This is a genomic window from Pseudomonas sp. SCT (assembly GCF_003864275.1).
Lineage (GTDB): Bacteria > Pseudomonadota > Gammaproteobacteria > Pseudomonadales > Pseudomonadaceae > Stutzerimonas > Stutzerimonas stutzeri_AE.
Genome location: NZ_BDJA01000001.1, coordinates 209,496 through 233,547, shown reverse-complemented (window position 1 = coordinate 233,547; position 24,052 = coordinate 209,496). Strand labels below are relative to the sequence as shown.

Annotated in this window: 25 protein-coding genes and 1 tRNA gene; 22 read left to right on the top strand and 4 right to left on the bottom strand. The window is 63.4% G+C overall.

The features are described 5' to 3' along the window. Positions 1-69: 69 nt before the first annotated feature. The 4 genes from hisA to hisB are packed head-to-tail and all read right to left on the bottom strand — an operon-like array spanning position 70 to position 2,342. Positions 70-813 carry a 1-(5-phosphoribosyl)-5-[(5-phosphoribosylamino)methylideneamino]imidazole-4-carboxamide isomerase gene (gene hisA, locus BHD08_RS01175; RefSeq protein ID WP_125020532.1) on the bottom strand — a complete coding sequence of 248 codons (744 nt, stop codon included), beginning with the start codon at positions 811-813 and terminating at the stop codon, positions 70-72. Positions 814-849: 36 nt separating this feature from the next. Next, positions 850-1,110, bottom strand: coding sequence for a DUF2164 domain-containing protein (locus BHD08_RS01170; protein ID WP_125020531.1), 261 nt, complete (start codon positions 1,108-1,110; stop codon positions 850-852). After that, complete coding sequence (gene hisH, locus BHD08_RS01165) at positions 1,111-1,749, bottom strand: imidazole glycerol phosphate synthase subunit HisH (RefSeq protein WP_125020530.1); 639 nt, start codon at positions 1,747-1,749, stop codon at positions 1,111-1,113. Beyond that, on the bottom strand, positions 1,749-2,342 hold the full coding sequence (gene hisB / locus BHD08_RS01160; RefSeq protein ID WP_003282885.1) for an imidazoleglycerol-phosphate dehydratase HisB: 594 nt from the start codon (positions 2,340-2,342) through the stop codon (positions 1,749-1,751). Before hisB ends, hisH begins: the two co-directional genes overlap by 1 nt. A gap of 129 nt (positions 2,343-2,471) precedes the next feature. On the opposite strand from hisB, the gene BHD08_RS01155 reads away from it, so the two are divergent. From BHD08_RS01155 to BHD08_RS01050, 22 genes are all read left to right on the top strand, one after another. Next, positions 2,472-3,782, top strand: coding sequence for a nitrate regulatory protein (locus BHD08_RS01155; RefSeq protein WP_125020529.1), 1,311 nt, complete (start codon positions 2,472-2,474; stop codon positions 3,780-3,782). A 357-nt stretch (positions 3,783-4,139) separates the two neighbouring features. Then, positions 4,140-5,471, top strand: a complete 1,332-nt coding sequence (locus tag BHD08_RS01150; RefSeq protein ID WP_125020528.1) for a CmpA/NrtA family ABC transporter substrate-binding protein — start codon at positions 4,140-4,142, stop codon at positions 5,469-5,471. A 26-nt stretch (positions 5,472-5,497) separates the two neighbouring features. Then, a complete protein-coding gene (gene ntrB / locus BHD08_RS01145; RefSeq protein ID WP_125020527.1) occupies positions 5,498-6,367 on the top strand; it encodes a nitrate ABC transporter permease in 870 nt (289 codons plus the stop codon). A gap of 11 nt (positions 6,368-6,378) precedes the next feature. Continuing rightward, positions 6,379-7,161, top strand: a complete 783-nt coding sequence (locus BHD08_RS01140; protein ID WP_038655938.1) for an ABC transporter ATP-binding protein — start codon at positions 6,379-6,381, stop codon at positions 7,159-7,161. A gap of 88 nt (positions 7,162-7,249) precedes the next feature. Beyond that, positions 7,250-7,648, top strand: a complete 399-nt coding sequence (panM, locus tag BHD08_RS01135) for an aspartate 1-decarboxylase autocleavage activator PanM (RefSeq protein ID WP_125020945.1) — start codon at positions 7,250-7,252, stop codon at positions 7,646-7,648. Between the two features lie 191 nt (positions 7,649-7,839). Further along, positions 7,840-10,065, top strand: coding sequence for an AsmA family protein (locus tag BHD08_RS01130; RefSeq protein WP_015275166.1), 2,226 nt, complete (start codon positions 7,840-7,842; stop codon positions 10,063-10,065). Beyond that, positions 10,062-11,129 (top strand): A/G-specific adenine glycosylase, encoded by a 1,068-nt coding sequence (gene mutY, locus BHD08_RS01125; protein WP_015275165.1) that lies wholly within the window; start codon positions 10,062-10,064, stop codon positions 11,127-11,129. The genes BHD08_RS01130 and mutY overlap by 4 nt, the downstream gene beginning before the upstream one ends. Next, positions 11,126-11,398: an oxidative damage protection protein gene (locus tag BHD08_RS01120; RefSeq protein WP_017244178.1), complete on the top strand. Its 273-nt coding sequence runs from the start codon at positions 11,126-11,128 to the stop codon at positions 11,396-11,398. Before mutY ends, BHD08_RS01120 begins: the two co-directional genes overlap by 4 nt. 92 nt (positions 11,399-11,490) lie before the next feature. Continuing rightward, positions 11,491-11,566 (top strand) — tRNA-Phe (locus BHD08_RS01115). Positions 11,567-11,739: 173 nt separating this feature from the next. After that, positions 11,740-12,963 (top strand): integrase arm-type DNA-binding domain-containing protein, encoded by a 1,224-nt coding sequence (locus tag BHD08_RS01110; RefSeq protein WP_125020526.1) that lies wholly within the window; start codon positions 11,740-11,742, stop codon positions 12,961-12,963. Between the two features lie 100 nt (positions 12,964-13,063). Next, the gene (locus tag BHD08_RS01105) at positions 13,064-13,894 is read left to right on the top strand and encodes a hypothetical protein (protein ID WP_125020525.1); all 831 of its coding nucleotides are present in this window, start codon (positions 13,064-13,066) and stop codon (positions 13,892-13,894) included. A gap of 121 nt (positions 13,895-14,015) precedes the next feature. After that, entirely contained in the window at positions 14,016-14,237 is a 222-nt protein-coding gene (locus BHD08_RS01100) for an AlpA family transcriptional regulator (protein ID WP_125020524.1), read from the top strand. Beyond that, a complete protein-coding gene (locus BHD08_RS01095; RefSeq protein ID WP_125020523.1) occupies positions 14,238-14,543 on the top strand; it encodes a helix-turn-helix domain-containing protein in 306 nt (101 codons plus the stop codon). Next, positions 14,540-15,004 (top strand): hypothetical protein, encoded by a 465-nt coding sequence (locus BHD08_RS01090; protein WP_125020522.1) that lies wholly within the window; start codon positions 14,540-14,542, stop codon positions 15,002-15,004. Before BHD08_RS01095 ends, BHD08_RS01090 begins: the two co-directional genes overlap by 4 nt. Next, positions 15,001-15,318 carry a hypothetical protein gene (locus BHD08_RS01085; protein ID WP_125020521.1) on the top strand — a complete coding sequence of 106 codons (318 nt, stop codon included), beginning with the start codon at positions 15,001-15,003 and terminating at the stop codon, positions 15,316-15,318. The genes BHD08_RS01090 and BHD08_RS01085 overlap by 4 nt, the downstream gene beginning before the upstream one ends. A gap of 3 nt (positions 15,319-15,321) precedes the next feature. Continuing rightward, a complete protein-coding gene (locus tag BHD08_RS01080; RefSeq protein WP_125020520.1) occupies positions 15,322-16,239 on the top strand; it encodes a toprim domain-containing protein in 918 nt (305 codons plus the stop codon). After that, positions 16,236-17,987: a DUF927 domain-containing protein gene (locus tag BHD08_RS01075; RefSeq protein ID WP_125020519.1), complete on the top strand. Its 1,752-nt coding sequence runs from the start codon at positions 16,236-16,238 to the stop codon at positions 17,985-17,987. Before BHD08_RS01080 ends, BHD08_RS01075 begins: the two co-directional genes overlap by 4 nt. 236 nt (positions 17,988-18,223) lie before the next feature. After that, on the top strand, positions 18,224-18,529 hold the full coding sequence (locus BHD08_RS01070; RefSeq protein WP_125020518.1) for a hypothetical protein: 306 nt from the start codon (positions 18,224-18,226) through the stop codon (positions 18,527-18,529). Then, positions 18,526-19,128: a hypothetical protein gene (locus BHD08_RS01065; protein ID WP_125020517.1), complete on the top strand. Its 603-nt coding sequence runs from the start codon at positions 18,526-18,528 to the stop codon at positions 19,126-19,128. Before BHD08_RS01070 ends, BHD08_RS01065 begins: the two co-directional genes overlap by 4 nt. Before the next feature lie 1,236 nt (positions 19,129-20,364). Beyond that, on the top strand, positions 20,365-20,847 hold the full coding sequence (locus BHD08_RS01060; RefSeq protein WP_125020516.1) for a thermonuclease family protein: 483 nt from the start codon (positions 20,365-20,367) through the stop codon (positions 20,845-20,847). A 151-nt stretch (positions 20,848-20,998) separates the two neighbouring features. After that, positions 20,999-21,766: an ABC transporter substrate-binding protein gene (locus BHD08_RS01055; RefSeq protein ID WP_125020515.1), complete on the top strand. Its 768-nt coding sequence runs from the start codon at positions 20,999-21,001 to the stop codon at positions 21,764-21,766. Between the two features lie 154 nt (positions 21,767-21,920). Beyond that, entirely contained in the window at positions 21,921-23,978 is a 2,058-nt protein-coding gene (locus BHD08_RS01050; protein WP_125020514.1) for a BCCT family transporter, read from the top strand. Positions 23,979-24,052: the final 74 nt, after the last annotated feature.

The following is a 24,052-nucleotide window of genomic DNA, read 5'->3' as shown; positions in this document are numbered from 1 at the left end:
AACCGCAGGCTTCAAGCTGCAGGTAGCGTGTAGGGTGGATCGCGCTTCACCGATCCACCGCAGTTCGAATCACTCGTCCTTGTACTTCAGGTCGCAGAGCGCCTGCGCCTCGGCGACGTCCAGCGTGCCTTCGTAAATCGCGCGACCGGTGATAGCGCCGACGATGCCGGGCGTGTTGGTATCGAGCAGCTTCTGGATATCACCGATGTTGTGGATGCCGCCGGACGCGATCACCGGGATGCGACTGGCGTTGGCCAGCGCCACGGTGGCCTCGACGTTGCAGCCCTGCATCATGCCGTCCTTGGCGATGTCGGTGTAGACGATGGCCGAGACGCCATCGGCCTCGAAGCGGCGCGCCAGATCCACCGCCTGCACGCTGGAGACTTCGGCCCAGCCATCGGTGGCGACGAAACCGTCCTTTGCATCCAGGCCGACGATGACCTTGGCCGGAAAGGCGCGGCAGGCCTCGGTGACGAACTCAGGCTCTTTAACCGCCTTGGTGCCGATGATCACGTAGCTGACGCCAGCGCGCACGTAGTGCTCGATGGTTTCCAGGGTACGGATGCCGCCACCGATCTGGATCGGCAGGTTCGGATAACGCTTGGCGATTGCCGTGACCACTTCGCCGTTGACCGGCTGGCCTTCGAAGGCGCCGTTGAGGTCGACCAGGTGCAGACGACGGCAGCCGGCCTCGACCCACTTGGCGGCCATGGCCACCGGGTCATCTGAGAACACCGTGGCGTCGTCCATCAGGCCCTGGCGCAGACGCACGCAGGCGCCGTCCTTGAGATCGATAGCGGGGATAATCAGCATGGCTTGAACCTGTTCAAATCAAGTGTCGGTTAAGGGTCAGCTCTTCTCGAGCGCCCACAAGTCGCTTTCGATGCTTTCGAACCTTTCCTTCAGGTGCGTCTGCACGTCGAAGATCGCCTTGTTGTAATACAGCGGCGCGATTTCCCGGGCGAACAGATCGAGCACTTCCTGCGCCTCGAACGAGCCCAGCTCGAGTTCGAAGCGCTCTTGCAGAAAGCGCTTGATGACCTGTTGCGCCGCCTGCTCCTGAGCGGCATCCAGCGTCAGGACCGGCGGCTTGAGCTTGGCCCGGCTCATTTACCAGCGGCCATCCCAGGCGGCGAAGTTCTGCAGCAGCTGCAGGCCGTGGGTGTGGCTCTTCTCCGGGTGGAACTGCACGGCGAAGCGCGAGCCATCGGCCAGTGCGGCGGCGAAGTCCATGCCGTAATGGCCGCGACCGACCACCTGGCGCGGATTGCCGGCCTCGATGTAGTAGCTGTGCACGAAGTAGAAGCGGCCGTTGTCCGGGATCGCGTGCCAGAGCGGGTGGTCGACCACCTGTTTGACCTCGTTCCAGCCCATGTGCGGCACCTTCAGATGCTCGCCGTCCTCGTGCAGGTCCTTGCCGAAGAAGCGCACCTGGCCGGGGAACAGACCGATGCAATCGACACCTTCGTTCTCCTCGCTGCGCTCCATCAGCGCCTGCATGCCGACGCAGATACCGAGAAATGGGCGGTCCTGGCTGACTTCGCGAACCAGTTCATCGAAGCCCAGCCGGCGAATCTCTGCCATGCAGTCGCGAATCGCGCCGACGCCGGGAAACACCACGCGGTCGGCCTCACGGATGACCTGCGCATCGCTGGTGATCAGCACGCGGCCAGCGCCGACGTGCTCCAGCGCCTTGGCTACCGAATGCAGATTGCCCATGCCGTAGTCGATGACGGCAACGGTCTGCATTACAGGCACCCTTTGGTGGAAGGCATTTGCCCGGCCATGCGCGGATCGAGCTCGACGGCCATGCGCAGGGCGCGACCGAAGGCCTTGAACACGGTTTCGATCTGGTGGTGGGTGTTGATGCCGCGCAGGTTGTCGATGTGCAGGGTCACCAGGGCGTGATTGACGAAGCCCTGGAAGAATTCCTGGAACAGGTCGACGTCGAACTTGCCGACCACCGCGCGGGTGTAAGGCACGTTCATGGTCAGCCCCGGGCGCCCGGAGAAGTCGATCACCACGCGCGACAGCGCCTCGTCCAGCGGGACGTAGGAATGCCCGTAGCGGGTCATGCCCTTCTTGTCGCCGATGGCCTTGGTGAAGGCCTGGCCGAGGGTGATGCCGACGTCCTCGACGGTGTGGTGGTCATCGATGTGCAGGTCGCCGTTGCATTCGATATCCAGGTCGATCAGCCCGTGACGGGCGATCTGGTCAAGCATGTGCTCCAGGAAGGGCACGCCGATGGCGAAGCGCGCCTTGCCGGTGCCATCCAGATTGATGGTGACCTTGACCTGGGTTTCCAGGGTATTGCGCTCTACGTAAGCCGTACGTTCGGACATCAACAGCTCCGCTGATCGTGGGCGAAAAGGGGCACATTATAGGCGCAAACGCCGCAGTGCGGATACGCGCAGGGCGCGCTGGACTGCATCTTGCAGGAACCTGCGCGTCAACCCGCGGAGGTGCCGCCCATGCACGGACGGAAAATGCCTGCGACCCTGCGCTTCATGCTGGCGTCCCGGCGCAGCGAACTGCTCGGCCTGGAAGACTTGGCGCGCACCTGCGAACTGGTCACCCGCATCAGCCAGTTGGTGCATGCGCTGCAGAAAGAGCGCGGCTACTCGAACATCTACCTCAGCGGTAACGCGCCACATCAGCGTCAGCAGCTGGACGTGCTCAGCCTGGAAGCCGAGGCGCTGGAGCGCGAGGTGCGCCTGGATCTGGATCGCATCGATCTGGACGCCGTCAGCAGCGCCGACAAGACCCGCCTGTTCACCCGCATCGCCTATGCCCTGCACAGCCTCGACGAGCTGCCGGCGCTGCGCCGGCGCATCCGCGAGCACGCCATCAGCATGCAGGACGCGACGGCGACACTGGTACGGCTGATCGGTGGGCTGCTGTCAGTGGTGTTCGAGGCGGCCGACACCGCGGCCGATCCGGATATCACCCGCTGCCTGGTGGCGCTGTTCAATTTCATGCAGGGCAAGGAACTGGCCGGCCAGGAGCGTGCGCTCGGCGTGGTCGGCTTCGCCAGCGGCTATTTCCGCGCGGATATGCTGGAGCGCCTGGAGCACCTGCTCGAAGGCCAGGAGCGCTGCTTCGCCACCTTCAGCCGCTTCGCCAGCCCGGCAGCGCAGGCGCTATGGCAAGCGCTGTGTGCCAGCGAGACGAACATCAACGCCTGCCGCCTGCGTGACATCGCCCGCCGCACCAGCCCGGGCGCGGCAGTCGAACCGCAGCTGTGCGAGCTCTGGTTCGAGCTGCACACGCACCGCATCGACGCGATGAAGCAGGTCGAAACGCGCTTGGAGCAGGACCTGTTGCAACAGTGCCGCTACAGCATCGAGCGCATCCGCAAGGATCTGCAGAGCCATCGCAAGCTGCTCGATGGCATCGCCGACATGCACGCCGCTGCCGAGCAGGCCAAGCTGTTCAGTGTGCAGGCCAGCGATCTCGACGCGCCGCCGCCGGACGGCATGACCGCGATGGTGGCGCGCTCGACCCTGGAACTCTTGCTAACCCAGAGCGTGCGCCTGCAGGGTCTCAATGAAGAGTTGCGTGAGGCGCGTCAGGCGCTGGACGAGCGCAAGCAGGTCGAGCGCGCCAAGCAGCAGCTGATGCGCCAGCAGGGCTTCTCCGAGGGCGAGGCCTACAGCTGGCTGCGCCAGGCGGCAATGAATCAGGGCCTGCGCCTGGAGGAGGTCGCCCAGCGACTGCTGGCACTGGCACAGCCCGCCGAGCGCGCCCCGGCCCGTACCCTGGGCCATCGTTCCAGGCACTGAAAACAGGCACGCCGCACCATCAGCACAGCATGCCTGCCCCGCGGATGTGCATGCGCCGCCAGCCCCGCAGGATCGCCAAGCGCAGTTCATCTCAAGCAAGCCAATCACCGAGCCGGGCGCGCTCGGTCTGCGGCGCCACCGCAAGTGCTTGATTTGATGGAAGCCATCGGGTGATTCGATGCCGCGACCGCACCCGCCCGGTGCCGCCGGAGCACTTCTGGCACAGCTTTCGCAAAGCTCAGGCAAGGCCGGATCTTTCGGCTTCACAACTCCTCATCAGGACAACGGTGTCCACGCTCTCCGGCTCCAGCCGGGCGGTGTGGCGCCGTTTTTTTTCGCCCAAAGGAAAACCCGACCATGACCGACAAGCCGAACAACGACCAGCCCAGCAGCGTAACGCTGGCCTCGCGCCGCAGCTTTCTCAAGCATTCGATCATCGCCGCCAGCGGCGTCGCCCTGTTCGGCGGCATGTCCCTGGGCATGCGTTCGGCCGCCTGGGCGGCGGGCGGTGACGTGGAAACCAGCAAGGCCAAGCTCGGCTTCATCGCCCTGACCGACGCCGCACCGTTGTTCGTCGCCGCCGAGAAGGGCTTTTTCGCCAAGTACGGAATGACCGAAGTCGAGGTGCTCAAGCAGTCGTCCTGGGGCACCACCCGCGACAACCTGGTGCTCGGTTCGGCGAAGAACGGCATCGACGGCGCGCATATCCTCACGCCGATGCCCTACCTGATCAGCGCCGGCATCGTCACGCCGAACAACCAGCCGGTGGCCATGTCGATCCTGGCGCGGCTGAACCTGTCTGGTCAGTGCATTTCGGTCGGCGAGGAATATCGCGACCTGAAGATCGGCCTCGACAGCACGCCGTTCAAGGCCGCGCTGGAAGCGAAGAAGGCCAGCGGCAAGAAAGTCAGTGCGGCGATGACCTTCCCCGGCGGCACCCATGATCTGTGGATGCGCTACTGGCTGGCGGCCGGCGGCATCGACCCGAACGCCGATATCAACACCATCGTCGTGCCGCCGGCGCAGATGGTTGCCAACATGAAGGTGGGCAGCATGGACACCTTCTGCGTATGCGAGCCGTGGAACGCCCAGCTGATCAACCAGAAGATCGGCTACACCGCCAACACCACCGGCGAGCTGTGGCACAACCATCCGGAGAAGGCCTTCGCCCTGCGCAGCGACTACGTGGCGGCCAACCCCAACGCGGCCAAGGCGCTGACCATGGCGATCATGGAGGCCCAGCAGTTCTGCGAGAAACCGGAGAACAAGGAAGAAGTGGCGAAGATCTGCTCGCAGCGCAAGTGGATCGGCGCGCCCTACAAGGACATCGTCGACCGCATGAAGGGCAACTTCGCCTACGGCACCGGCAAGGTCATCGAGAACCACCCCGAGCAGATGCGCTACTGGGACGACCACGCCTCCTACCCCTTCCAGAGCCACGACCTCTGGTTCCTTACCGAGAACAAGCGCTGGGGTTACCTGCCAAGCGACTTCGACAGCCAGGCGCTGATCGCCAAGGTCAACCGCGAAGACATCTGGCGCGCCGCTGCCGGCGAGCTGAACCTGCCCGCCGAGCTGATCCCGACCTCCACCTCCCGCGGCGTGGAGAAGTTCTTCGACGGCAAGGTGTTCGACCCGGAGAACCCGCAAGCCTATCTGGACAGCCTGACCATCAAGGCCATGGCCTGATAACCGCAACCCGCGAGGAAAAGCCCATGAATGCCAACGTCAAACTGCAGTCCGCCAGCGCCGAGCCGGTATCCATCGTCCGCCCTTCCCGGCTCGCCGCACTGGCTCGGCGCAGCGGCCGCTACGCGGTGCAACAGCTGGTGCCACCGCTGGTGATCCTGCTGGTGCTCGGCGTGATCTGGGAAATGCTCTGCTCCGGCGCGGACGCCGCGCTGCCGCCGCCCTCGCAGGTGGTCGCGGAAACCTGGGAGCTGATCATCGATCCGTTCTACGACAACGGCGGCAATGACGTGGGCCTGGCCTGGCAGCTGCTGGCGAGCCTGCAGCGGGTTGCGGTGGGTTATATGCTGGCGGTGGTCGCCGGGGTCGGCCTTGGCGTGCTGATCGGCCAGTCGGACTGGGCCATGCGCGGCCTCGATCCGATCTTCCAGGTGCTGCGCACCGTGCCGCCACTGGCCTGGCTGCCGCTGTCGCTGGCGGGCTTTCAGGACAGCCATCCCTCGGCGCTGTTCGTCATCTTCATCACCGCGATCTGGCCGATCATCATCAATACCGCGGTGGGCATCCGCAACATCCCGCAGGACTACCGCAACGTCGCCCAGGTGCTGCAGCTCAACGGTTTCGAGTACTTCAAGACCATCATGCTGCCGGCCGCCGCGCCGTACATCTTCACCGGACTGCGCATCGGCGTCGGCCTGTCGTGGCTGGCGATCATCGCCGCGGAAATGCTCATCGGCGGCGTCGGCATCGGCTTCTTCATCTGGGATGCGTGGAACGCCTCGCGCATCAGCGACATCATCCTCGCGCTCGTCTACATCGGCGTGGTCGGCTTCGTGCTCGATCGCCTGGTGGCCTTCGTCGGCCAGCGCATCACCCGCGGCATTCCGGCCAACTGAGGAGCAACGCCATGAGCTATCTCTCCATCGAACACCTGGACAAGAGTTTCGTGCGCGGCAACCTCGCCTCGCAGGTGCTCAAGGACATCAACCTGAACATCGCCAAGGGCGAGTTCATCTCCATCATCGGCCACTCCGGCTGCGGCAAGTCGACGGTGCTGAACATCGTCGCCGGCCTGCTCGACCCCAGCCTCGGTGGCGTGATCCTCGACGGTAAGGAAGTCCGCGGCCCCGGCCCGGATCGCAGCATGGTGTTCCAGAACCATTCGCTGCTGCCCTGGCTGACCGTCTACGAGAACGTCGAAGTGGCGGTGAACAAGCTGTTCAAGCGCAGCATGAACAAGCGCGAGCGACGCGAGTGGATCGAGCACAACCTGGCGCTGGTGAACATGAGCCACGCGCTGAACAAGTATCCGCAGGAAATCTCCGGCGGCATGAAGCAACGTGTCGGCATTGCCCGCGCGCTGGCGATGAAGCCCAAGGTGCTGCTGCTCGACGAGCCGTTCGGCGCCCTCGATGCACTGACCCGCGCGCACCTGCAGGACGAGGTGATGAAGATCCAGAAGGATCTGGGCAACACCATGATGATGATCACCCACGATGTCGACGAAGCCGTGCTGCTCTCCGACCGCATCGTGATGATGACCAATGGCCCCTCGGCGACCATCGGCGAAATTCTCGAGGTGAAGCTGCCGCGCCCGCGCGACCGCATCGCCCTGGCCGACGACCCCGAGTACAACCACTACCGCCGTGCGGTGCTGAGCTTCCTCCACGAGCGCCATCGCCTGCACTGAGCGCATGCGCCCACCGCCGCCGTCTCGTGCGCTGGCGGCGGTTCGGCGTATCCTTGCCGCAATTCCGCTCAGCCGTCGCAAGGTCGCCATGCCCGTCTACGTCGAATCCGTCACCCAGCCCAGCCCGCAGGATTTAACCGATCTGGCGAAAATCTACGCCGATGCACCCGAATGGCTGCTGACGCCCTATACCAGCGCCGAAGCGCTGATCGAGGCAGCGCTGGCCGATGGCAGCCTGATCGCCGGTCGCTTCAATGACCGTCTGCTCGGCGCCGCCCTGCTGCGGCGCGGCGACGATGCCTGGCGCCTGTCGCATCTGTGTGTACGCAAAGTCACCCGCAAACGCGGCGTCGGTCGCCGCCTGCTGGAAGAAACCCAGCGTCAGGCCAGCGAAGCCGGCAAGCCACTGCGCCTGGCCGCGCCTGCAGGGCATCTGGAAGCCAGCGCCCTGGCGGCGCGCACCCATTTGCCGCTGGATTCGCTCTAACTGCCCATGACTGCACCACAACCGTCGCGCTCGGCCTGATTCACTGCCACAGGGCGCAGCTGCCCTGTACGGCGGCCAGCTGCGGAACCCGCACCCCTTATGCCACTCCAACGCCGACCGCGTTCCCGACAAGCGCAGGCACGGGGCTATACTCGGCACCTTTCAGATCGCTCTTCTACAAGGACTCGTCCATGAAATCGCTCGGCAAAATCCTGGGTCTGGTCTTTCTCGGGCTGTTGCTGATCCTGGTGGCGGCAGGCTTCGCCCTGACTCACCTGTTCGATCCCAACGACTACAAGGACGAGATCCGCGATCTGGCGCGCAGCAAAGCCGGCCTCGAACTGGACATCAAGGGCGACATCGGCTGGAGCCTGTTCCCCTGGCTCGGTCTGGAGCTGCACGAGACCACCCTGGCCAGCGCCCAGACACCGGAGCAGCCTTTCGCCGACCTGCGCATGCTCGGCCTGTCGGTGCGAGTAATGCCGCTGCTCAGCCGCGAAGTGCAGATGAGCGATATCAAGGTGAACGGCCTCAACCTGACGCTGAACCGTGATGAAAAGGGTCGCGGCAATTGGGAGGGCGTCGGCCAGCCGGCCAAACAACCAGAGCAGCCCGCGCAAACCCCGAAGGCCAGCGAGCCAAGCCCAGAACAGGCCGACCAAGCGCCAGCTTCGCGCAACAAGCCGCTGACGCTGGATATCGACAGCCTGACCGTCAGCGACGCGCGGGTCACCTACCACGACGCCAAGACCGGCCAGCAATACAGCGCCGAAAGCATCGAGCTGACGACCGGCGCCATTCGCGAAGGCAGCTCGATCCCGGTCAAGCTCAACGCCTTCTTTGGCAGCAATCAACCGGTCATGCGTGCACGTACCGAACTGCAGGGCGCGCTGCGCTTCGACAACCAGCTCAAACGCTATCAGTTCGAAGACATGCGCCTGTCCGGCGAGGCTTCCGGCGAACCGCTGCAAGGCCAGACGCTGACCTTCAGCGCCCAGGGCCAGCTGCTGGTCGACCTTGCCGCGCAGATTGCCGAATGGAACAGCCTCAAGTTCACCGCCAACCAGTTGCGCGGCCTGGGCGAACTGAAGGCGCGTGATCTGGACAAGGAAGCGAAGATCAGTGGCGCGCTGACCGTCGCGCAGTTCAACCTGCGCGAATTCCTCCAGGGCACCGGCCAGAAACTGCCGGCAATGGCCGATGGCGCAACGCTGAGCAAAGCCGAACTGGTCAGCCGCCTGAGCGGCACGCCGAACAGCATCGCGCTGGAAGAGCTGACCCTGAAACTCGACGACAGCACCTTCACCGGCCGCCTCGCCGTCAGCGACTTCGCCCGCCAGGCGCTGCGCGTCGACCTCAAGGGCGACCGCTTCAATCTGGATCGCTACCTGCCGCCGCCGAGCAAGGAGCAGGCGGCCGAGGCAGCGCGCAAGAGCGAGGTCAAGAGCACCCAGGCCAGCGCAATCGGCAGCGGCACCACACCACTGCCCAACGCGCCAACCCAGCAGGCCTGGAGCGATGCGACCGTGTTGCCGCTAGAGCAACTGCGCAAGCTCGATACCGAGGTCAACCTGGCCATCGGCAGCCTGACCGCGATGAAAATCCCGCTGGACGGCTTCAATCTCAAGGCACGCACCCGCAACGGCTTGCTGACCCTGCAGGAAATGCGCGCCGGCCTGTATGGCGGTCGCCTGGATGGCTCGGCCAGTCTCGACGTACGCCCGGCACTGCCATTGCTGACCGTGCAGAACCGCTTCAATGGCGTGCCGGTCGAGCGCCTGCTGGAAAGCCAGGGCGAGGACGTGGTGGTCAAGGGGCTGCTCAACCTGGATGCCGACCTGCGCACCCAGGGCAACAGCGAGAAGGCCTGGATCGACAACCTCAACGGCAAGGTCGGCTTCATCATCGACAACGGTGTGCTGGTCGATGCCAACCTCGAGCAGCAGCTGTGCCGCGCCATCGCCACGCTCAATCGCAAGCCACTCGCCAGCGACCCACGCAGCAAGGACACGCCGTTCCGCGAACTCAAGGGCAACCTGACGCTACGCAACGGCGTGGCCAGCAACCCCGACCTCAAGGCCAGCATTCCCGGCCTGACCGTCAACGGCAAGGGCGATGTCGACCTGCGCGTGCTGGGCATGGACTACCGCGTCGGCATCCTCATCGAAGGCGACAAGGGCGCCATGCCGGACCCGGCCTGCCAGGTCAACGAGCGCTACGTCGGCATCGAATGGCCGCTGCGCTGCCGCGGCCCGCTGGAGCTGGGCGCCAAGGCCTGCCGCTTCGACAACGACGCGCTAGGCAAGGTCGCGGCGCGGCTGGCTGGGGAAAAACTCAACGAGAAGATCGAAGAGAAGCTCGGCGACAAGGTCAGCCCGGAACTCAAGGACGCGCTCAAGGGCCTGTTCAAGCGATGAGTCCGGAGCAGTTCGGCACAGCGGTCCTCGACTGGTTCGACAGTCACGGCCGCAAGGATCTGCCCTGGCAGCAGGGCATCACGCCGTACCGGGTGTGGGTGTCGGAGATCATGCTGCAGCAGACCCAGGTCAGCACCGTGCTCGGCTATTTCGACCGTTTCATGGACGCGCTGCCCAGCGTCGAGGCGCTTGCCGCCGCCGAGGAAGATGAAGTCCTGCACCTTTGGACCGGCCTCGGCTACTACAGCCGCGCACGCAATCTGCACAAGACCGCCAAGCTGATCGTCGTCGAACATGGCGGCGTGTTTCCGGCCGACGTCGACAAACTCGCCGAACTGCCTGGAATTGGCCGCTCCACGGCCGGCGCCATTGCCAGCATCAGCCTGGGCCTGAGGGCACCGATCCTCGACGGCAATGTCAAGCGCGTGCTGGCCCGCTACGTCGCCCAGCAAGGCTATCCCGGCGAGCCGAAAGTGGCCCGCCAGCTGTGGGAGGTGGCCGAGCGCTTCACCCCGCAGCAGCGCGTCAACCATTACACCCAGGCGATGATGGATCTCGGCGCCACGCTGTGCACGCGCAGCCGCCCAAGCTGCCTGCTCTGCCCGCTCAAGGACGGCTGCCGCGCCCATCTGCTCGGGCGCGAAACCGACTTTCCAGTGCCCAAACCACGCAAGGCGCTGCCGCAGAAGCGCACGCTGATGCCGCTGCTGGCCAATCGCGACGGCGCCATCCTGCTCTACCGGCGCCCATCCACTGGCCTGTGGGGCGGACTCTGGAGCCTGCCGGAACTGGACGACCTCGCCGCCCTCGATCCGCTGGCCGAACGGCATGCGCTGCAGCTGGAAGAGCGCCGCGAGCTGCCCGGACTGACCCACACCTTCAGCCATTTCCAATTGGCTATCGAGCCCTGGCTGATCAGGGTCAAGTCCGCGCCTGACGCCGTGGCCGAGGCCGACTGGCTCTGGTATAACCTCGCCACCCCGCCGCGCCTCGGCCTCGCCGCGCCGGTAAAGACACTGCTCAAGCGCGCCGCCGCTGAATTGCATGCAGGAGAAAACCCATGACCCGCACCGTGAATTGCCGCAAGTACAACGAAGAACTCCCCGGCCTCGAGCGCCCGCCATTCCCCGGCCAGAAAGGCGAAGACATCTACAACAACATCTCCAGGCAGGCCTGGGACGATTGGCAAAAGCACCAGACCATGCTGATCAACGAGCGCCGGCTGAACATGATGAACGCCGAGGACCGCAAGTTCCTTCAGGGCGAGATGGACAAGTTCTTCTCCGGCGAGGATTACGCCAAGGCCGAAGGCTACGTACCGCCGAGTGAATGACCTTCGGCTGCGCTAAGCGCCCGTCCGGATTAAATATTTTTCCGGCGCGCGCTTGACAGGCAAAAGGCAAATCCGTCTAATAGCGCCCCGTTGCCCAGGTAGCTCAGTCGGTAGAGCAGGGGATTGAAAATCCCCGTGTCGGCGGTTCGATTCCGTCCCTGGGCACCACCTTTCGTTTTCAGGTGGTGTCAGCACCACCCGAAAGCCCACAAGAAGCCCGCCCCGTGCGGGTTTTTTGTTGCCTGCAATTCCCTACCCTTCCCTTGTAAGCCCGAATTTTTAGGGGCATTCTTGGGGGCATTCGAGTTCGGTCGAATTTATGCCCCTACGAGGTGCGCCCCATGCCAAGGAAAGCCACGCCGCTGACGGACAGCGCGATCAAGGTAGCCAAGCCCAAGGACAGCCCCTACAAGCTGACGGACGGCCAAGGACTATATCTGGAGGTGACGCCCAACGGCTCGAAGCTGTGGCGCCTCAAGTACCGTTTCGATGGAAAGGAAAAGCGGCTGGCCTTGGGCGCTTACCCTGCCGTGTCTCTACAGCAAGCCCGCCAGCGCCGCACAGACGCACGCGAGCTGCTGGCCCAAGGGGCAGACCCCAGCGCAGAGAAAAAAGCCGCCAAACAAGCGCAACGGGCCGATGGCGTGACATTCGAGACGCTGGCGCGGGAGTGGTACGCCTACAACGCGCCACGCTGGGCCGAAAGCACCGCCTACAAGGCGAAGCTGTACATGGAAAACGACCTGATCCCCGGCATCGGTGCGCGCCCGGTTAAAGCCATCACCCGCCCGGAGCTGGTCGAGCTGGTGCGCAAGGTCGAAGCGCGGGGCACGCTGAACGCCGCTGGCAAGATTCGCCAATGGCTACACCAGATATTCCGCTTCGGGCTGGCGAGTGGCGTAGTCGAAGCCAACCCGGCCACCGATCTGGACGTGGTAGCCGCACCGCCGAAAGCCACCCGCCACCATCCGCACGTTGCTTTCGATGAGCTGCCGGGGCTGCTGGAAATCCTAGAAGTCACCAATCTAAACACTCTGACCCGCTGCGCCATCCGCTTGCTGGTGCTGACCGCCGTTCGCCCTGGTGAGCTGCGCCAGGCGCCGTGGTCCGAGTTCGATCTGGACGGCGCCACCTGGACCATTCCGAAAGCGCGCATGAAAGCCCGCCGCCCGCATGTGGTGCCCCTGCCCCGCCAGGCCGTTGCCATCCTGCGCCAGCTCAAGGAAATCACGGGCGATTACCCGCTAGTGTTTGCAGGCCAGCAGAACCCCGACCGGCCAATGTCAGAGAACACGATTAACAAGGCGCTGCGCCTGATGGGCTACGAAGGCCGCCAGACCGGCCACGGCTTCCGCCACCTGCTGAGTACCGAACTGAACGGACGCGGCTATAACCGCGACTGGATCGAACGCCAGCTAGCCCACGGCGACAACGACGAAATCCGCGACACTTACAACCACGCCACTTACCTGGAGCAGCGCCGGGAAATGATGCAAGCCTGGGCAGATTCGATAGACGCGCAATGTGGCGGCACAAACGTGGTGAGCATCAAGCGCAAGGCTTAACGGTTTTTGGCTGGCCTAGCTCGACGGAGCGAAAAGCGGATTTCCCACCCGCCTGACCAGCCGATTTATTCAGGATGGGAGCGCCTGGGAGGGCGCAATTATGGAGAAGGTATACCGGCTGCTTTATTGGTTAGACATGGCCCAAGCGATTGAATACCTGGAGTCGCTAACCAAGACCCAAGTTACCGAGCGCCTGTTGTTACAGCTCTGCGAAGCTCAGCAGTGTCGAGCATATGCAGATGTGGATGGCGTTTCAGGACGCACGTGGGAAAGTTTTGATCAGGCGATAGCCATAGGCATACATCTCGTAACGAACCCAATGGACGCTTTCGGCTCCGGCTGGTCGTCATCTCTATTAACCAAGGGCGACATTGTTGGCAGCACGGAAACCGAATGGATGGGGGAGTTGCCTGTCTGGAAGCGAGGCCCAATTTTCCAACCACGAGACATCGAGTCACTAGCTGGCATGTTGGGGGATGGCGAGAACCTTTCGAGCCAGAGCGAATTGATTGCTTTGCGCTGCCAACTGGAGCAAGAGCGAGATGCACGAGAAGCTGCGGAACTCCGCGCAATGCAAGCAGAGGCCGATGCCAGCAGCCTGCGCCAAGAAATCGAAGCCGCTTATTATGCGCAGAAGGCCGATGAAGAGCTTGCGGCGAGGGAGGCACACCAGCGATACATAGAAGGCGATCCTGCCTACCAACTATCTAATGCCATCGACGGCCTAATCTTTCCATATTCGACAAAACATTTAGAAGCCATGCGAGACGCCGCCGTTGAATTTTGGCAGGGGCATGACATTACGAAGCCAGCCCCATACGGCATACAGAAAACGGTTCAGAACTTTCTGGCAGCACGAACAGGCGAGAATGCGCGAAAACTCGCGGAATTGGCTGCTGCAATAAAACCGGACGGCTTGCCGAAGTCCTGACAACAACCATGACATAGCGACATGACGCTATGTCAGCTCTTTCTGACATAGCGCCTAGCTCGACAGCATTGCAACCGTTGATTCCTGACAACGCTTTGCACTGCCCTGGAGGGCTTAAACGATGGCCGCACATATCAACCCCACCCAACTTCCCCGCCGCTTTATCAAGCTGGCCAAGGTAAAGGACTACACCAGCCTTTCCACATCCGAAATTTACCGGCGCATTGCTGCCGGAACTTTCCCGGCTCAAGTCACCCTTGGTCCGAAGTCCGTTGCCTGGATCGAATCGGAAATTTTGCAATGGTGCGATTCGCTCGCCGCCCAACGTGGGGAGGCTGCATAAATGGCCGACACAAAAAAGGCCGACCAACAGGCCAGCCCCAAGAAAACGCCAGGCCATAGTACCAGCACCGAAGCGCAGCGCGCCCGCTTGCTCGCCAGGCTGAAGGCTGGCCCCGTCGACACCATCACGGCACGTCGAGAGCTAAACATCCTGATGCCGGCCGCACGCATCAAGGAGTTGCGCGAAGCGGGCTACCCTATCGAAACCCAGCGCATCACCTTGATTGACGACCACGGGCGCAACCACAGCGGCATTGCCCTGTACTACCTGCGAACCAACCCCGAAGCAGGGAGGGCCGCCGCATGACTGCCTCGACGCCCCTTCCCTGCCTTGCCAGCCAGCACCAGCGGCGCTATGGTTCGCCCGTCACGGTCAATCCCGTGGCCGGGTTTGGCGACCTGAACTTCAAGTTGGCGCACGTGCGCCCCAAGACCATTGCTGGCGCATTTTTTGTGCTCGCAATGCCGCTCTATGGTGGCCGTGCGCGGGAGACCGAAAGGTCTGCCGGGTGCCAACTTGCCCGGTTCGCCAACCTGCGCACGGCTGCCACCCTTAACCGTTTGGCGACGGTTCCTGGCAGCTCCGTTACTCAAGTTGGAGCACCACCCATGCAAACCACCCGCAATCCGTCCACCCATGCCGCTGCCTGGAAGGCCCGCGCCTTCGCCGCGCTGCGCGCTGATTCGTCCCTGTCCGTCCGTCTGCGCCGCTACAACGAAGCGATGGCCCGCGCCCGCTCCCTGGAAACCGTAGGGGGTGTGCAATGAAGCCTGTTTGCTGGGGACACCTGCTGCCCGATCCGATGGTTCTTAACGATTACTCGGATGACAAGCTCGAAGCCGTCGAGCGCACCGCCGATTGCGAGGTTCTGAACCTGACGCTAGGAATCGCCGCAATTGGCGAGCTGCTGGCCTTCACCGCCGACGCTGGCGAACTGGAGAAGGACACCGCCCGCAACATCGGCTGGCTGATTAACTCGCTGGGCAAGCTGTCCAGCCGGCTGGTCGATACCACGAACGGCGCGGTGGACGAACAACATAGCCGCAAGGCCGCCGCACCAAACCCGTCCGCAGAGGGCTAAACCATGACCATTCAAAACGGCGCCCGTGCGCCGAGGGGATCGGCTTGCCTGGAGAAAGCCGAACTGGCCTTCCGCGACGCCCTGCAAGCCACGTTCGGGGCGCTGGATTGGCTGCCAGTAGCAGACGGCACCATTCACCGTTTCCGCGTGCCAGACGACAATCCCGGCACGCTTAACGGCTGGTACGTCCTACACCTGGACGGCATCGCGTCGGGTGCGTTCGGTAGCTGGAAGGCAGGAGGTTCGAGCACCTGGAGCAGCCGCAAACCAGCCGACCCGATGGAGGCCGAATTGATCCGCCAGCGCGTCGAGCACGCCAGAGAGCAGCGCGAAGCGGACCAGACCCGGCGCCAGATTGCGACAGCCAGCTATGCGGGCACGCTATGGAGCGATGCCCAACCGGCTGCGCCCGGACACCCCTACCTGACCCGCAAGCGCATTGCCCCGCATCGCCTGCGCCAACGTGGTGACGTTCTGCTGGTGCCGCTGTACGCCGATGGCTACCTGTGCAACCTGCAACGCATCGCAGCGGATGGCAGTAAGCGCTTCCTATCTGGTGGAAGGGTGAAGGGCGCCTATTCGCCTATTGGCGTACTGGAGCCAGGCCAGCCTCTGTATGTCTGCGAAGGCTGGGCAACCGGGGCAACCATCCATGACGAAACCGGCGCCGCCGTGGCCTGCGCCATGAATGCGGGGAACCTGCTGGAAGTCGGGCGCCAGCTTCAACGGCACCACCCGGACAGCCCGTTGATTATCGCGGGGGATGACGACCGCCAGACCGAAGGCAACCCCGGACGCACCGCAGCCACTCAAGCCGCCGCCGTGCTGGGCTGTGGGCTGGTGCTGCCACCCTTCCCCGCCGATGCCCCGCTGGCGCTTTCCGACTTCAACGATCTAGCCAACTGGAGGGCCGCACAATGAGCGCAGCCATCGTCACCCCGCTTGTGCCGGAAGCCGTCGCGCCAGCCATCGAGCGCCCCTGTTATCGGGTGTATGAACACACCATCACACTGGACGGCGTGAAGCTGCGCCCCGGCGTCTGGTATCACGGGCAAAGCCTGGACAAGCAAAGCGGCGAGTATCTGCCGTTCGATGAATGGCTGTGCGGGCCGTTGCATGTCGAAGCCGTCACCCGCAACGAAGGCCAGGACGGCGATTACGGGCGCCTGCTGCGATTCCGCAACGCCGACCGCCGCGAACTGACCTGGGCAATGCCCAACGAGCTATTGGCGGGCAAGCCCGATTCGATCCTGTCCGTTCTGCTGGGCATGGGCCTGGACGTGGATTACCAGCGCCGCGCCAAGGTCTGCCAGTACATCGCCGCGCAATACCCAAAGGACCGCGTGATAGCGGCCACGTCTACCGGCTGGCACACCCGCGAACTTTTCATCATGCCGCGCCAGAACATCGGCAAGGGCAAAGCGATCTTCCAGAGCGAAGCCGCCAACGGTGACGATTACCGCCAAGGTGGAACGCTGGAAGGTTGGCAAGACAGCATCGGCGCCAAGTGTGAGGGGAACCCGCTGCTGGTGCTGAGCGTGTGCGCATCACTGGCGGGACCGCTGCTGTATCACGTCCAACGGCAAGGCGGGGGCTTTCATATCGTCGGCGATTCCAGCACCGGCAAGAGTTCCGCCATTCTGGCCGGGGCTTCGGTATGGGGGCACGGCGAGGACTTCAAGCGCACTTGGCGGGCTACCGGCAACGGCCTGGAAGGTATCGCCAGCCAACGCAATGACACGCTGCTGGCGCTGGATGAGATCGGCGAGGCCGACCCAAGGGAGATAGGCGCCGTGGTCTACGCAATGGCGAACGGCACCGGCAAGGCCAGAGCCACCCGCAACGGTTCGGCACGGGCTGCAAAGCGATGGCGCGTCATGCTGTTTTCATCCGGTGAGCTGGGGCTATCGGCGCTGATGGCCGAAGGGGGCAAGCGCAGCCGAGCCGGGCAGGAGATCCGCCTGCTGGATATACCCGCCCGCCGCGCCTTCGGAGCCTGGGACAACTTGCACGGCATGACCGGGGGCCGGGAGTTCTCCGACGCGATCCAGCGCGCCAGCGTGACCCACTACGGGCACGCCGGGCCGCAGTTCATCCGCAAGCTGCTGGAGCTTGGCGAGCAGGACGACTTGCCCGCGCTGCTGGCGCAACTCTGCAACCAGTACCCGAGCACCAGCGGACAGGAAAGCCGCGCTGCCGAACGCTTCGCCCTAGTGGCTATGGCGGGGGAACTGGCTATTAGCTTTGGCATTCTCCCCCTTCCGACTGGCGCCGCCCGCGACGCAATGCTGGGGCTGTTTGAGGTATGGCGGGCAGGCCGGGGGCAAGGCCCAAGCGAGGATCGGCAGATATTGCGCGCCATCGCTGACTTCATCGCCCGCCACGGTGACACCCGCTTTTCATCTGCCGATGACCCCGAAGGCGAAGCCAGGGACCGCGCCGGGTATTGGGAGGACAGCCCCACCGGACGCCTGTACCTGTTCAACCGCCCCGGCCTGGAGGAAGCCGCCAAGGGTTACGACCTGGGGCGCGTGGTGCTGGCGCTGGAGTCGGTCGGAGCGATTGCCAAGCGAGACACCGGCAAGCATCAAGCGCTAAAGCGGCTGCCAGATGGAAGCCGGCAACGGCTGTACTTCATAGACCCGGCCAAGCTGGAGCCGGAAACCTGATCGCAGTTTGCATTTTCGACGGGTGACAGAGGTGACACGGGTGACAGCCTAGAGCCACGGGGCTTGCAGCCGTCACCCCTGCAAAAGTGACACGGGTGACAGAGGTGACAGACCAGTGAGTTGTCACCCCTGTCACCCCGGCACAAAACCATCGGGTGACAGCTACAACCCGCGCCGTTCGGGCTTGTCACCCTTGTCACCCTTGTCACCCCGGCAAAACACGAAAGGGAAGCGATATGAGCGCACTTGCACAGCTTGCCGAACACCTGGGGCTATCGAGCGATCCGCGACCAGCACCAGCTACCGCACCCGTTCAACCCGCTGCCAACGATCCGCAGCAACCGACCAGCGCACCAGCACGACCAACCGAACCAGAGGCCACCAGCGAGCCGAAGCGCGCCGCCTGGAGGATCACCAGAGCAGGCCAGCCGATTGGCTACATGGTTGGCCAGCCAATGACCTATTCCGAAGCCATCGCCGCCGCTCGCTGGCGCTGGGCTGATGCCGAACTAGACGGCGCACCAAAGGAGCCGAACCCATGAAAGCCAGCCAGATTCGCACCCTCGCCAACATAGCCGACAAGCCAGGCGCCAGCGTGAGCGCGCAACTAATCGCAACGCGCCGGATATGTCGCATTTTTTGTCATGAGCGCGCAACGATCCACCAAGAGCGGCGCGCACTGAGACGCAAAGCCGCGAAACTGAAAGCCTTTCTGCCATTCACTGCCGCAGCCATTGCCGACCTGGAGCAGCAAGCCAGCGACCATCTAGCCGAATCGCTGGAAGGTATGAACCGGGCGCTGATCGGGATAGGCCGGGCCGTCATCCTGCAAAGCACCAGCACCACGGCGGCACTTGGCTTTGACCGGCTGTGCGATCTGCTGAGCGTGAACCCAGCGCATCGAGCGCAAGCGATCCGCGACGGCGACACCAACATTACGGCGCTGGTCTTTATTGCCTGCCTGGAGGACAGCACGACAGGGCACGGCGCAGCCTGGGGCAATGGCGGGCCACTGTATCAAGCCTGCCTACTGGCAATGGCCGACTTCATCCACCACGCACCAGAGGACGCACTACCCGATCCATTCGCACCCGGCGCCCCCTGCGGGCCGAAGCTACCGCCCGTGCTGCGCGTGGTTTGATCGCTGGCGCCACGGACGGCGCTACCCCACCCCCATTAGGTTCTTCCCCACCCCGGCACCCATCACGGGTGATTCGTGCCCCGCCTTTTCACTTCATACGGGCTTTTCCAGACAGCACCCGCTTCCGGTTCCGCTTTCCGCTGGAAGCCCCGCCAGCAAGCCCGCAACGATTAGCAGCCACACGGAAACGACCGGCGCAAGTTGGCCTATTGCCCAGCACCAGCGCGCGACCTGCGAAGCCTGGAGAGAGACAACGAAACAACAACCAACCCGCCAGCCAGCGCCGTACATAGCGAACGGTCACGGCACGAATCACCCGCAATGGGGGCGCCCCCTTGGGAGGACCCAAGACCACGGGGAGGGCCGGTTGAAAGTCTGAGCAAGCGCAATGCCCGAACGAAGGGGGGAGCCAGATTTTCGCGCCGTCATAATTCAGATTAGAAAACAGGCAATGCGGTGGTTAGTTCGCAAGCTGGTACGCACGGAAAGTACGCATTTCTCACGCGCACTTTTCACGCACTACCCCGTTTCGGGGAAACACCCCATGAACGCCGGTTTAGTGACCAGTACGCGCGCGACGCCGAAGGGTGATATCAGGGTTAGGCGGACGGCAAGGTTAGGGCAAGGGTGACCAGCCGCAGCGGTAGGACGGGGCGAGATTAGGGCGAGGCAACCCCAAGATCACCGCAAGGCGAGACGGTAAGGTCACGGTAAGGGTGACGGGGTGATTACGGGGAGGCACCCCAAGGTTGCCCCAAGGGGTGAGGCCGAAAAACAATCAACGCCTATCAAACGCCCCCACGGTTTCCAAAGTAGATCGGTTTAGATTCCGATCACCTGACAGCAGGCCGGAGCAGGCCACGAACCGTCACGCCGAAACCAGCCATTGAAGCCAGAACGGGGGTACTTTTCGTTTTGGGGGCATTTTTGGGGGCATCGGCAAATCAGCGAACCATATAAAGCCAGAAACTACGCGGCCTGTAGCGATTAGTTCGATTCCGTCCCTGGCACCACCTTTCGTTTTCAGGTGGTGTCAGCATCACCCGAAAGCCCACAAGAAGCCCGCCTAGTGCGGGTTTTTTGTTGCCTGCGATTTGTTCTCCTCTGGCGCCGCAACGCTCTACGTGACCGCCTGCCCGTTCGTTGAAGCAAGGCGAGCCATCTGAGACCTGGCTCCGGTCTGACGGAAAGGTGCGCTGTTACCCTCGCCTGCCTTTGAACCGCACGGACGCCATCATGCAGCGCTATCTGTTCGCCGCCTTGCTCATCACAACGATGCCCGGCAGCGCCGAGGTAATTACCTGTCGCGTGATCGGTATCGCTGATGGCAACGCCTTCAGCTGTCGCACCGCCGAAGGCCAAAGGCTCAGGGTGCGGATGGCGGAGATCGACGCGCCCGATCTCAAACAGCCGTACGGCAGCCAGGCCCGGCAAACGCTTTCAAGCCATGTATTCGGCAAGGATGTCTTTCTCACGATCAAGGGCCGCGACGATCAGGGGCGAACCCTGGCCCGCGTCAGAGCAGGAGACGTCGACGTCAATTCCGACATGGTCAGGACCGGCACGGCGTGGGCATACCGCGGCCAGCTGAATGACCGTACCCTGCTCGATCTCGAGGCTGTCGCAAGGGAGTTCAAGCGTGGCATCTGGTCCCTGCACAAATCGGAACAGCAGCCACCATGGGAGTGGCGCAAGCAAACACGCAGCGCCGCTCGTTAGCCACGCCTCGACGCTGCTCAAGGCGTCAATTTCAGCCGCACCGCATAGGCGTTTGCCACGCCCGGGTCGCGTTGCCGCCAGCGAAGCGCTAGCCTGGAACAATGACGGACAAGCGACCGCACCTGTCGCCGCTCGCCCTGGAGCTATCACCATGCCTGTACGCTGGACTGCGATGTTGCTGGCGCTCGCCCTGCCTGTCGGCTACAGCCACGCCGAACAAGTGCGATTCGTGACCGAGGATTTCCCGCCGTTCACCTTCGCAGCGACGACTGCTCCAATTGATACGCCTGCCGGCCCATTCGTCGACGTCATTGGCGCGGTATGCGCCCAGCTGCGAATCGACTGTCCGATCCAGCTGCTGCCCTGGCGCCGCGCACTGGCGCTGGCCGAGGGCGGCGAGGTGGACGGCATCTTCACTGTGATCCGCTCGCCGGAACGCGAACGCGCCTTCCACCTAACCCGCATGTTGGTCACCTCGCGCTATGGCGTCTATGCGCGCTCGGCCAGTCGCTTCGTGTTCCATCGCCCGGAGGATCTGGCCGGGCGTACCGTGGCGGCCTACGGGCCGTCCGGTACCTCGTTCGTGCTGGGCCAGCATCTGACGAAAGTGGCCGATGTGGAGCTCATTCTTGAATCGGACAACCGCCGGCTGATGCGCATGCTGCAGGCTGGACGCTTCGGCGAGCAGGGCGTGGCGGTGGTCAACCAGGACGTGGCCTGGCACCTGATCGAGCAGGAGCGGCTGGCGGATATCCACGAGGCAGGCGAACTGCAAGCGGTGTCCTATGCCATCGGGCTTTCTCGTGCAGCGGTGAGCGAAGCTGAGTTCAAGCGCTTCAATCAGGCCCTGGAGTCGCTGATCGCCGACGGCACGGTCGCCCGTATCCTGCGCCGCTACGGGCTGCAACCCGCCTTCTAGCGGCTACCGCCGGCCCGATCGACTACCCATCGCATCTTTTCGCTGAATCATTCCGTGCCTCTGGCCGTCTACCCAGAAGGCAGCGTTCGGGCAATCCGGAGGTTTCGCCGCGTACATCCCGCTCATCACCCGCGCAAACGGAGGCTGACCGCCCATGGACGCCGCTAGGAAATTGCCCAAGGCCATCATTCTGTTCCCCGTGTTCATTCCAGCAGTGATCGTCACACTGCTGCTGGTGATCGGAACCATCAGCAATCCGGAACTGGCCGGTGAAGTGTTCAGCTCGACGCTGGCTTTCATCACCACCAACTTCGGTTGGTTCTACATGCTCTCGGTGGCCTTTTTCCTGGTGTTCATCGTCGGCATCGCCATGACGCCCTGGGGCAGCATCAAGCTGGGCCCGGATCACGCCGAGCCGCAATACAGCTTTCCGGCCTGGTTCGCCATGCTCTTTTCCGCCGGCTACGGCATCGCCCTGCTGTTCTTCGGCGTGGCCGAACCCGTGCTGCACTACGCCTCGCCACCCGCCGGAGCTGGAGAAACCGTCGACGCGGCCAAGCAGGCGATGCAGATTGCCTTCTTCCACTGGGGCTTTCATATCTGGGCCATCTATGGCCTTACCGGTCTGGTGCTGGCTTACTTCTCGTTCCGCCACGGTCTGCCGCTGTCGATGCGCTCGGCGCTGTATCCGATCATCGGCGAACGTATCCACGGGCCGATTGGCCATGTGGTGGACATCTTCGCCATTCTCGGCACGCTGTTCGGTATTGCCACCACGCTGGGTCTGTCCGTTACCCAGATCAACGCGGGCATCAACTACCTCTGGCCGTCGATACCGATCAGCATCAACGTGCAGATCATCGCCATCGCGATCATCACCGGCCTGGCGATCTGCTCGGTGGTCGCCGGCCTGGACAAGGGTGTGAAGAACCTTTCGCTGTTGAACATGGTCCTGGCGATCGGCCTGATGCTCTTCGTGTTTCTGGTCGGGCCGAGCATCTTCATTCTCGAAACCTTCCTGCAGAACACCGGCAGCTACCTGAACAACATCATCGAGCGCACCTTCAACCTGCAGGCTTACAGCCGCAGCGACTGGATCGGCAACTGGACGCTGTTCATCTTCGGCTGGACCATCGCCTGGTCGCCCTTCGTCGGCCTGTTCATCGCCAAGATCAGCCGTGGCCGGACCATTCGCCAGTTCGTGTTTGGCGTGATGTTCGTGCCGACCATCTTCACCTTCCTCTGGTTCTCGGTGTTCGGCGACACCGCACTGCACATGATCATGGTCGAGGGCTATACCTCGCTGATCTCGGATGTGCAGGCGGACAACGCCATCGCGCTGTTCAAACTGTTCGAACTGCTGCCGATGACGTCCATCGCCTCGTTCCTCGCGGTGGTGCTGATCATCACCTTTTTCGTCACCTCGTCGGACTCCGGCTCTCTGGTGATCGACTCGCTGGCCGCAGGCGGCGCGCTGCACACGCCAGTATGGCAACGAGTGTTCTGGGCCAGCATCGAGGGCATCGTGGCCTCCGCCCTGCTCCTGGCCGGCGGCCTCAGCGCGCTGCAGACCATGACCATAGCCAGCGCGCTGCCCTTCGCGATCATCATGATGATCGCCGCGCTGGGCATGTGGCGCGCACTGGTCATCGAAGGCCACCACGAAACCAGTCTGCAAAGCCACATGCAGGGCAGTCGGCTGGCGAGCAACGCCGGACCCGGGCTGTGGAAGAAGCGCCTGGCTGGGATGGTCAGCTTCCCCAGCCGGGAAGAGGTCGACGGCTTCATGAACACCACGGTGCTGAAAGCCATGCGCCGCGTGCAGCGCGAACTCAGCGGCCAGGAATGGGCTGCCGAAGTGCACACCGATGAAGCCCATTCGCGGCTCTACCTGGAGGTCATCAAGGACGACCAGGTGGACTTCATCTACGAGATCCGCGCGGTCGGCTACGCGATGCCAGCGTTCGCGCTGACCGAGGATCCGGAGACCGACGAGCAGTACTACCGCGCCGAAGTGTTCCTGCGCCGCGGCGGTCAGCATTACGACGTCTACGGATACGACCAGGCGGACATCATTAGCGACATACTCGATCAGCTCGAGAAGTATCTGCACTTCCTGCACATCTCGCCGGGGAGCTTGCCGTGGAAGATGGCCGAGCACGACGAAATGCTTTCCGACGAACAGGACGCGCCGAAGCCGGAAGCGAGCTGAGACCGTTTCAGCTTCCGCCCGCACAGAACGGGCCGATCCTGCCATTTGCGCCACGCGCCGGAGTGCGCCTGCGC

Coding starts and splice junctions, on each gene's coding strand:
- BHD08_RS01150 (WP_125020528.1), top strand. CDS start 4,140: ATGACCGACAAGCCGAACAACGACCAGCCCAGCAGCGTAACGCTGGCC.
- hisH (WP_125020530.1), bottom strand. CDS start 1,749: ATGCAGACCGTTGCCGTCATCGACTACGGCATGGGCAATCTGCATTCG.
- BHD08_RS01060 (WP_125020516.1), top strand. CDS start 20,365: ATGCAGCGCTATCTGTTCGCCGCCTTGCTCATCACAACGATGCCCGGC.
- BHD08_RS01085 (WP_125020521.1), top strand. CDS start 15,001: ATGAAGCCTGTTTGCTGGGGACACCTGCTGCCCGATCCGATGGTTCTT.
- panM (WP_125020945.1), top strand. CDS start 7,250: ATGCCCGTCTACGTCGAATCCGTCACCCAGCCCAGCCCGCAGGATTTA.
- BHD08_RS01105 (WP_125020525.1), top strand. CDS start 13,064: ATGGAGAAGGTATACCGGCTGCTTTATTGGTTAGACATGGCCCAAGCG.
- BHD08_RS01095 (WP_125020523.1), top strand. CDS start 14,238: ATGGCCGACACAAAAAAGGCCGACCAACAGGCCAGCCCCAAGAAAACG.
- mutY (WP_015275165.1), top strand. CDS start 10,062: ATGAGTCCGGAGCAGTTCGGCACAGCGGTCCTCGACTGGTTCGACAGT.
- BHD08_RS01075 (WP_125020519.1), top strand. CDS start 16,236: ATGAGCGCAGCCATCGTCACCCCGCTTGTGCCGGAAGCCGTCGCGCCA.
- BHD08_RS01130 (WP_015275166.1), top strand. CDS start 7,840: ATGAAATCGCTCGGCAAAATCCTGGGTCTGGTCTTTCTCGGGCTGTTG.
- ntrB (WP_125020527.1), top strand. CDS start 5,498: ATGAATGCCAACGTCAAACTGCAGTCCGCCAGCGCCGAGCCGGTATCC.
- hisA (WP_125020532.1), bottom strand. CDS start 813: ATGCTGATTATCCCCGCTATCGATCTCAAGGACGGCGCCTGCGTGCGT.
- hisB (WP_003282885.1), bottom strand. CDS start 2,342: ATGTCCGAACGTACGGCTTACGTAGAGCGCAATACCCTGGAAACCCAG.
- BHD08_RS01090 (WP_125020522.1), top strand. CDS start 14,540: ATGACTGCCTCGACGCCCCTTCCCTGCCTTGCCAGCCAGCACCAGCGG.
- BHD08_RS01070 (WP_125020518.1), top strand. CDS start 18,224: ATGAGCGCACTTGCACAGCTTGCCGAACACCTGGGGCTATCGAGCGAT.
- BHD08_RS01110 (WP_125020526.1), top strand. CDS start 11,740: ATGCCAAGGAAAGCCACGCCGCTGACGGACAGCGCGATCAAGGTAGCC.
- BHD08_RS01120 (WP_017244178.1), top strand. CDS start 11,126: ATGACCCGCACCGTGAATTGCCGCAAGTACAACGAAGAACTCCCCGGC.
- BHD08_RS01140 (WP_038655938.1), top strand. CDS start 6,379: ATGAGCTATCTCTCCATCGAACACCTGGACAAGAGTTTCGTGCGCGGC.
- BHD08_RS01170 (WP_125020531.1), bottom strand. CDS start 1,110: ATGAGCCGGGCCAAGCTCAAGCCGCCGGTCCTGACGCTGGATGCCGCT.
- BHD08_RS01050 (WP_125020514.1), top strand. CDS start 21,921: ATGGACGCCGCTAGGAAATTGCCCAAGGCCATCATTCTGTTCCCCGTG.
- BHD08_RS01055 (WP_125020515.1), top strand. CDS start 20,999: ATGCCTGTACGCTGGACTGCGATGTTGCTGGCGCTCGCCCTGCCTGTC.
- BHD08_RS01065 (WP_125020517.1), top strand. CDS start 18,526: ATGAAAGCCAGCCAGATTCGCACCCTCGCCAACATAGCCGACAAGCCA.
- BHD08_RS01080 (WP_125020520.1), top strand. CDS start 15,322: ATGACCATTCAAAACGGCGCCCGTGCGCCGAGGGGATCGGCTTGCCTG.
- BHD08_RS01155 (WP_125020529.1), top strand. CDS start 2,472: ATGCACGGACGGAAAATGCCTGCGACCCTGCGCTTCATGCTGGCGTCC.
- BHD08_RS01100 (WP_125020524.1), top strand. CDS start 14,016: ATGGCCGCACATATCAACCCCACCCAACTTCCCCGCCGCTTTATCAAG.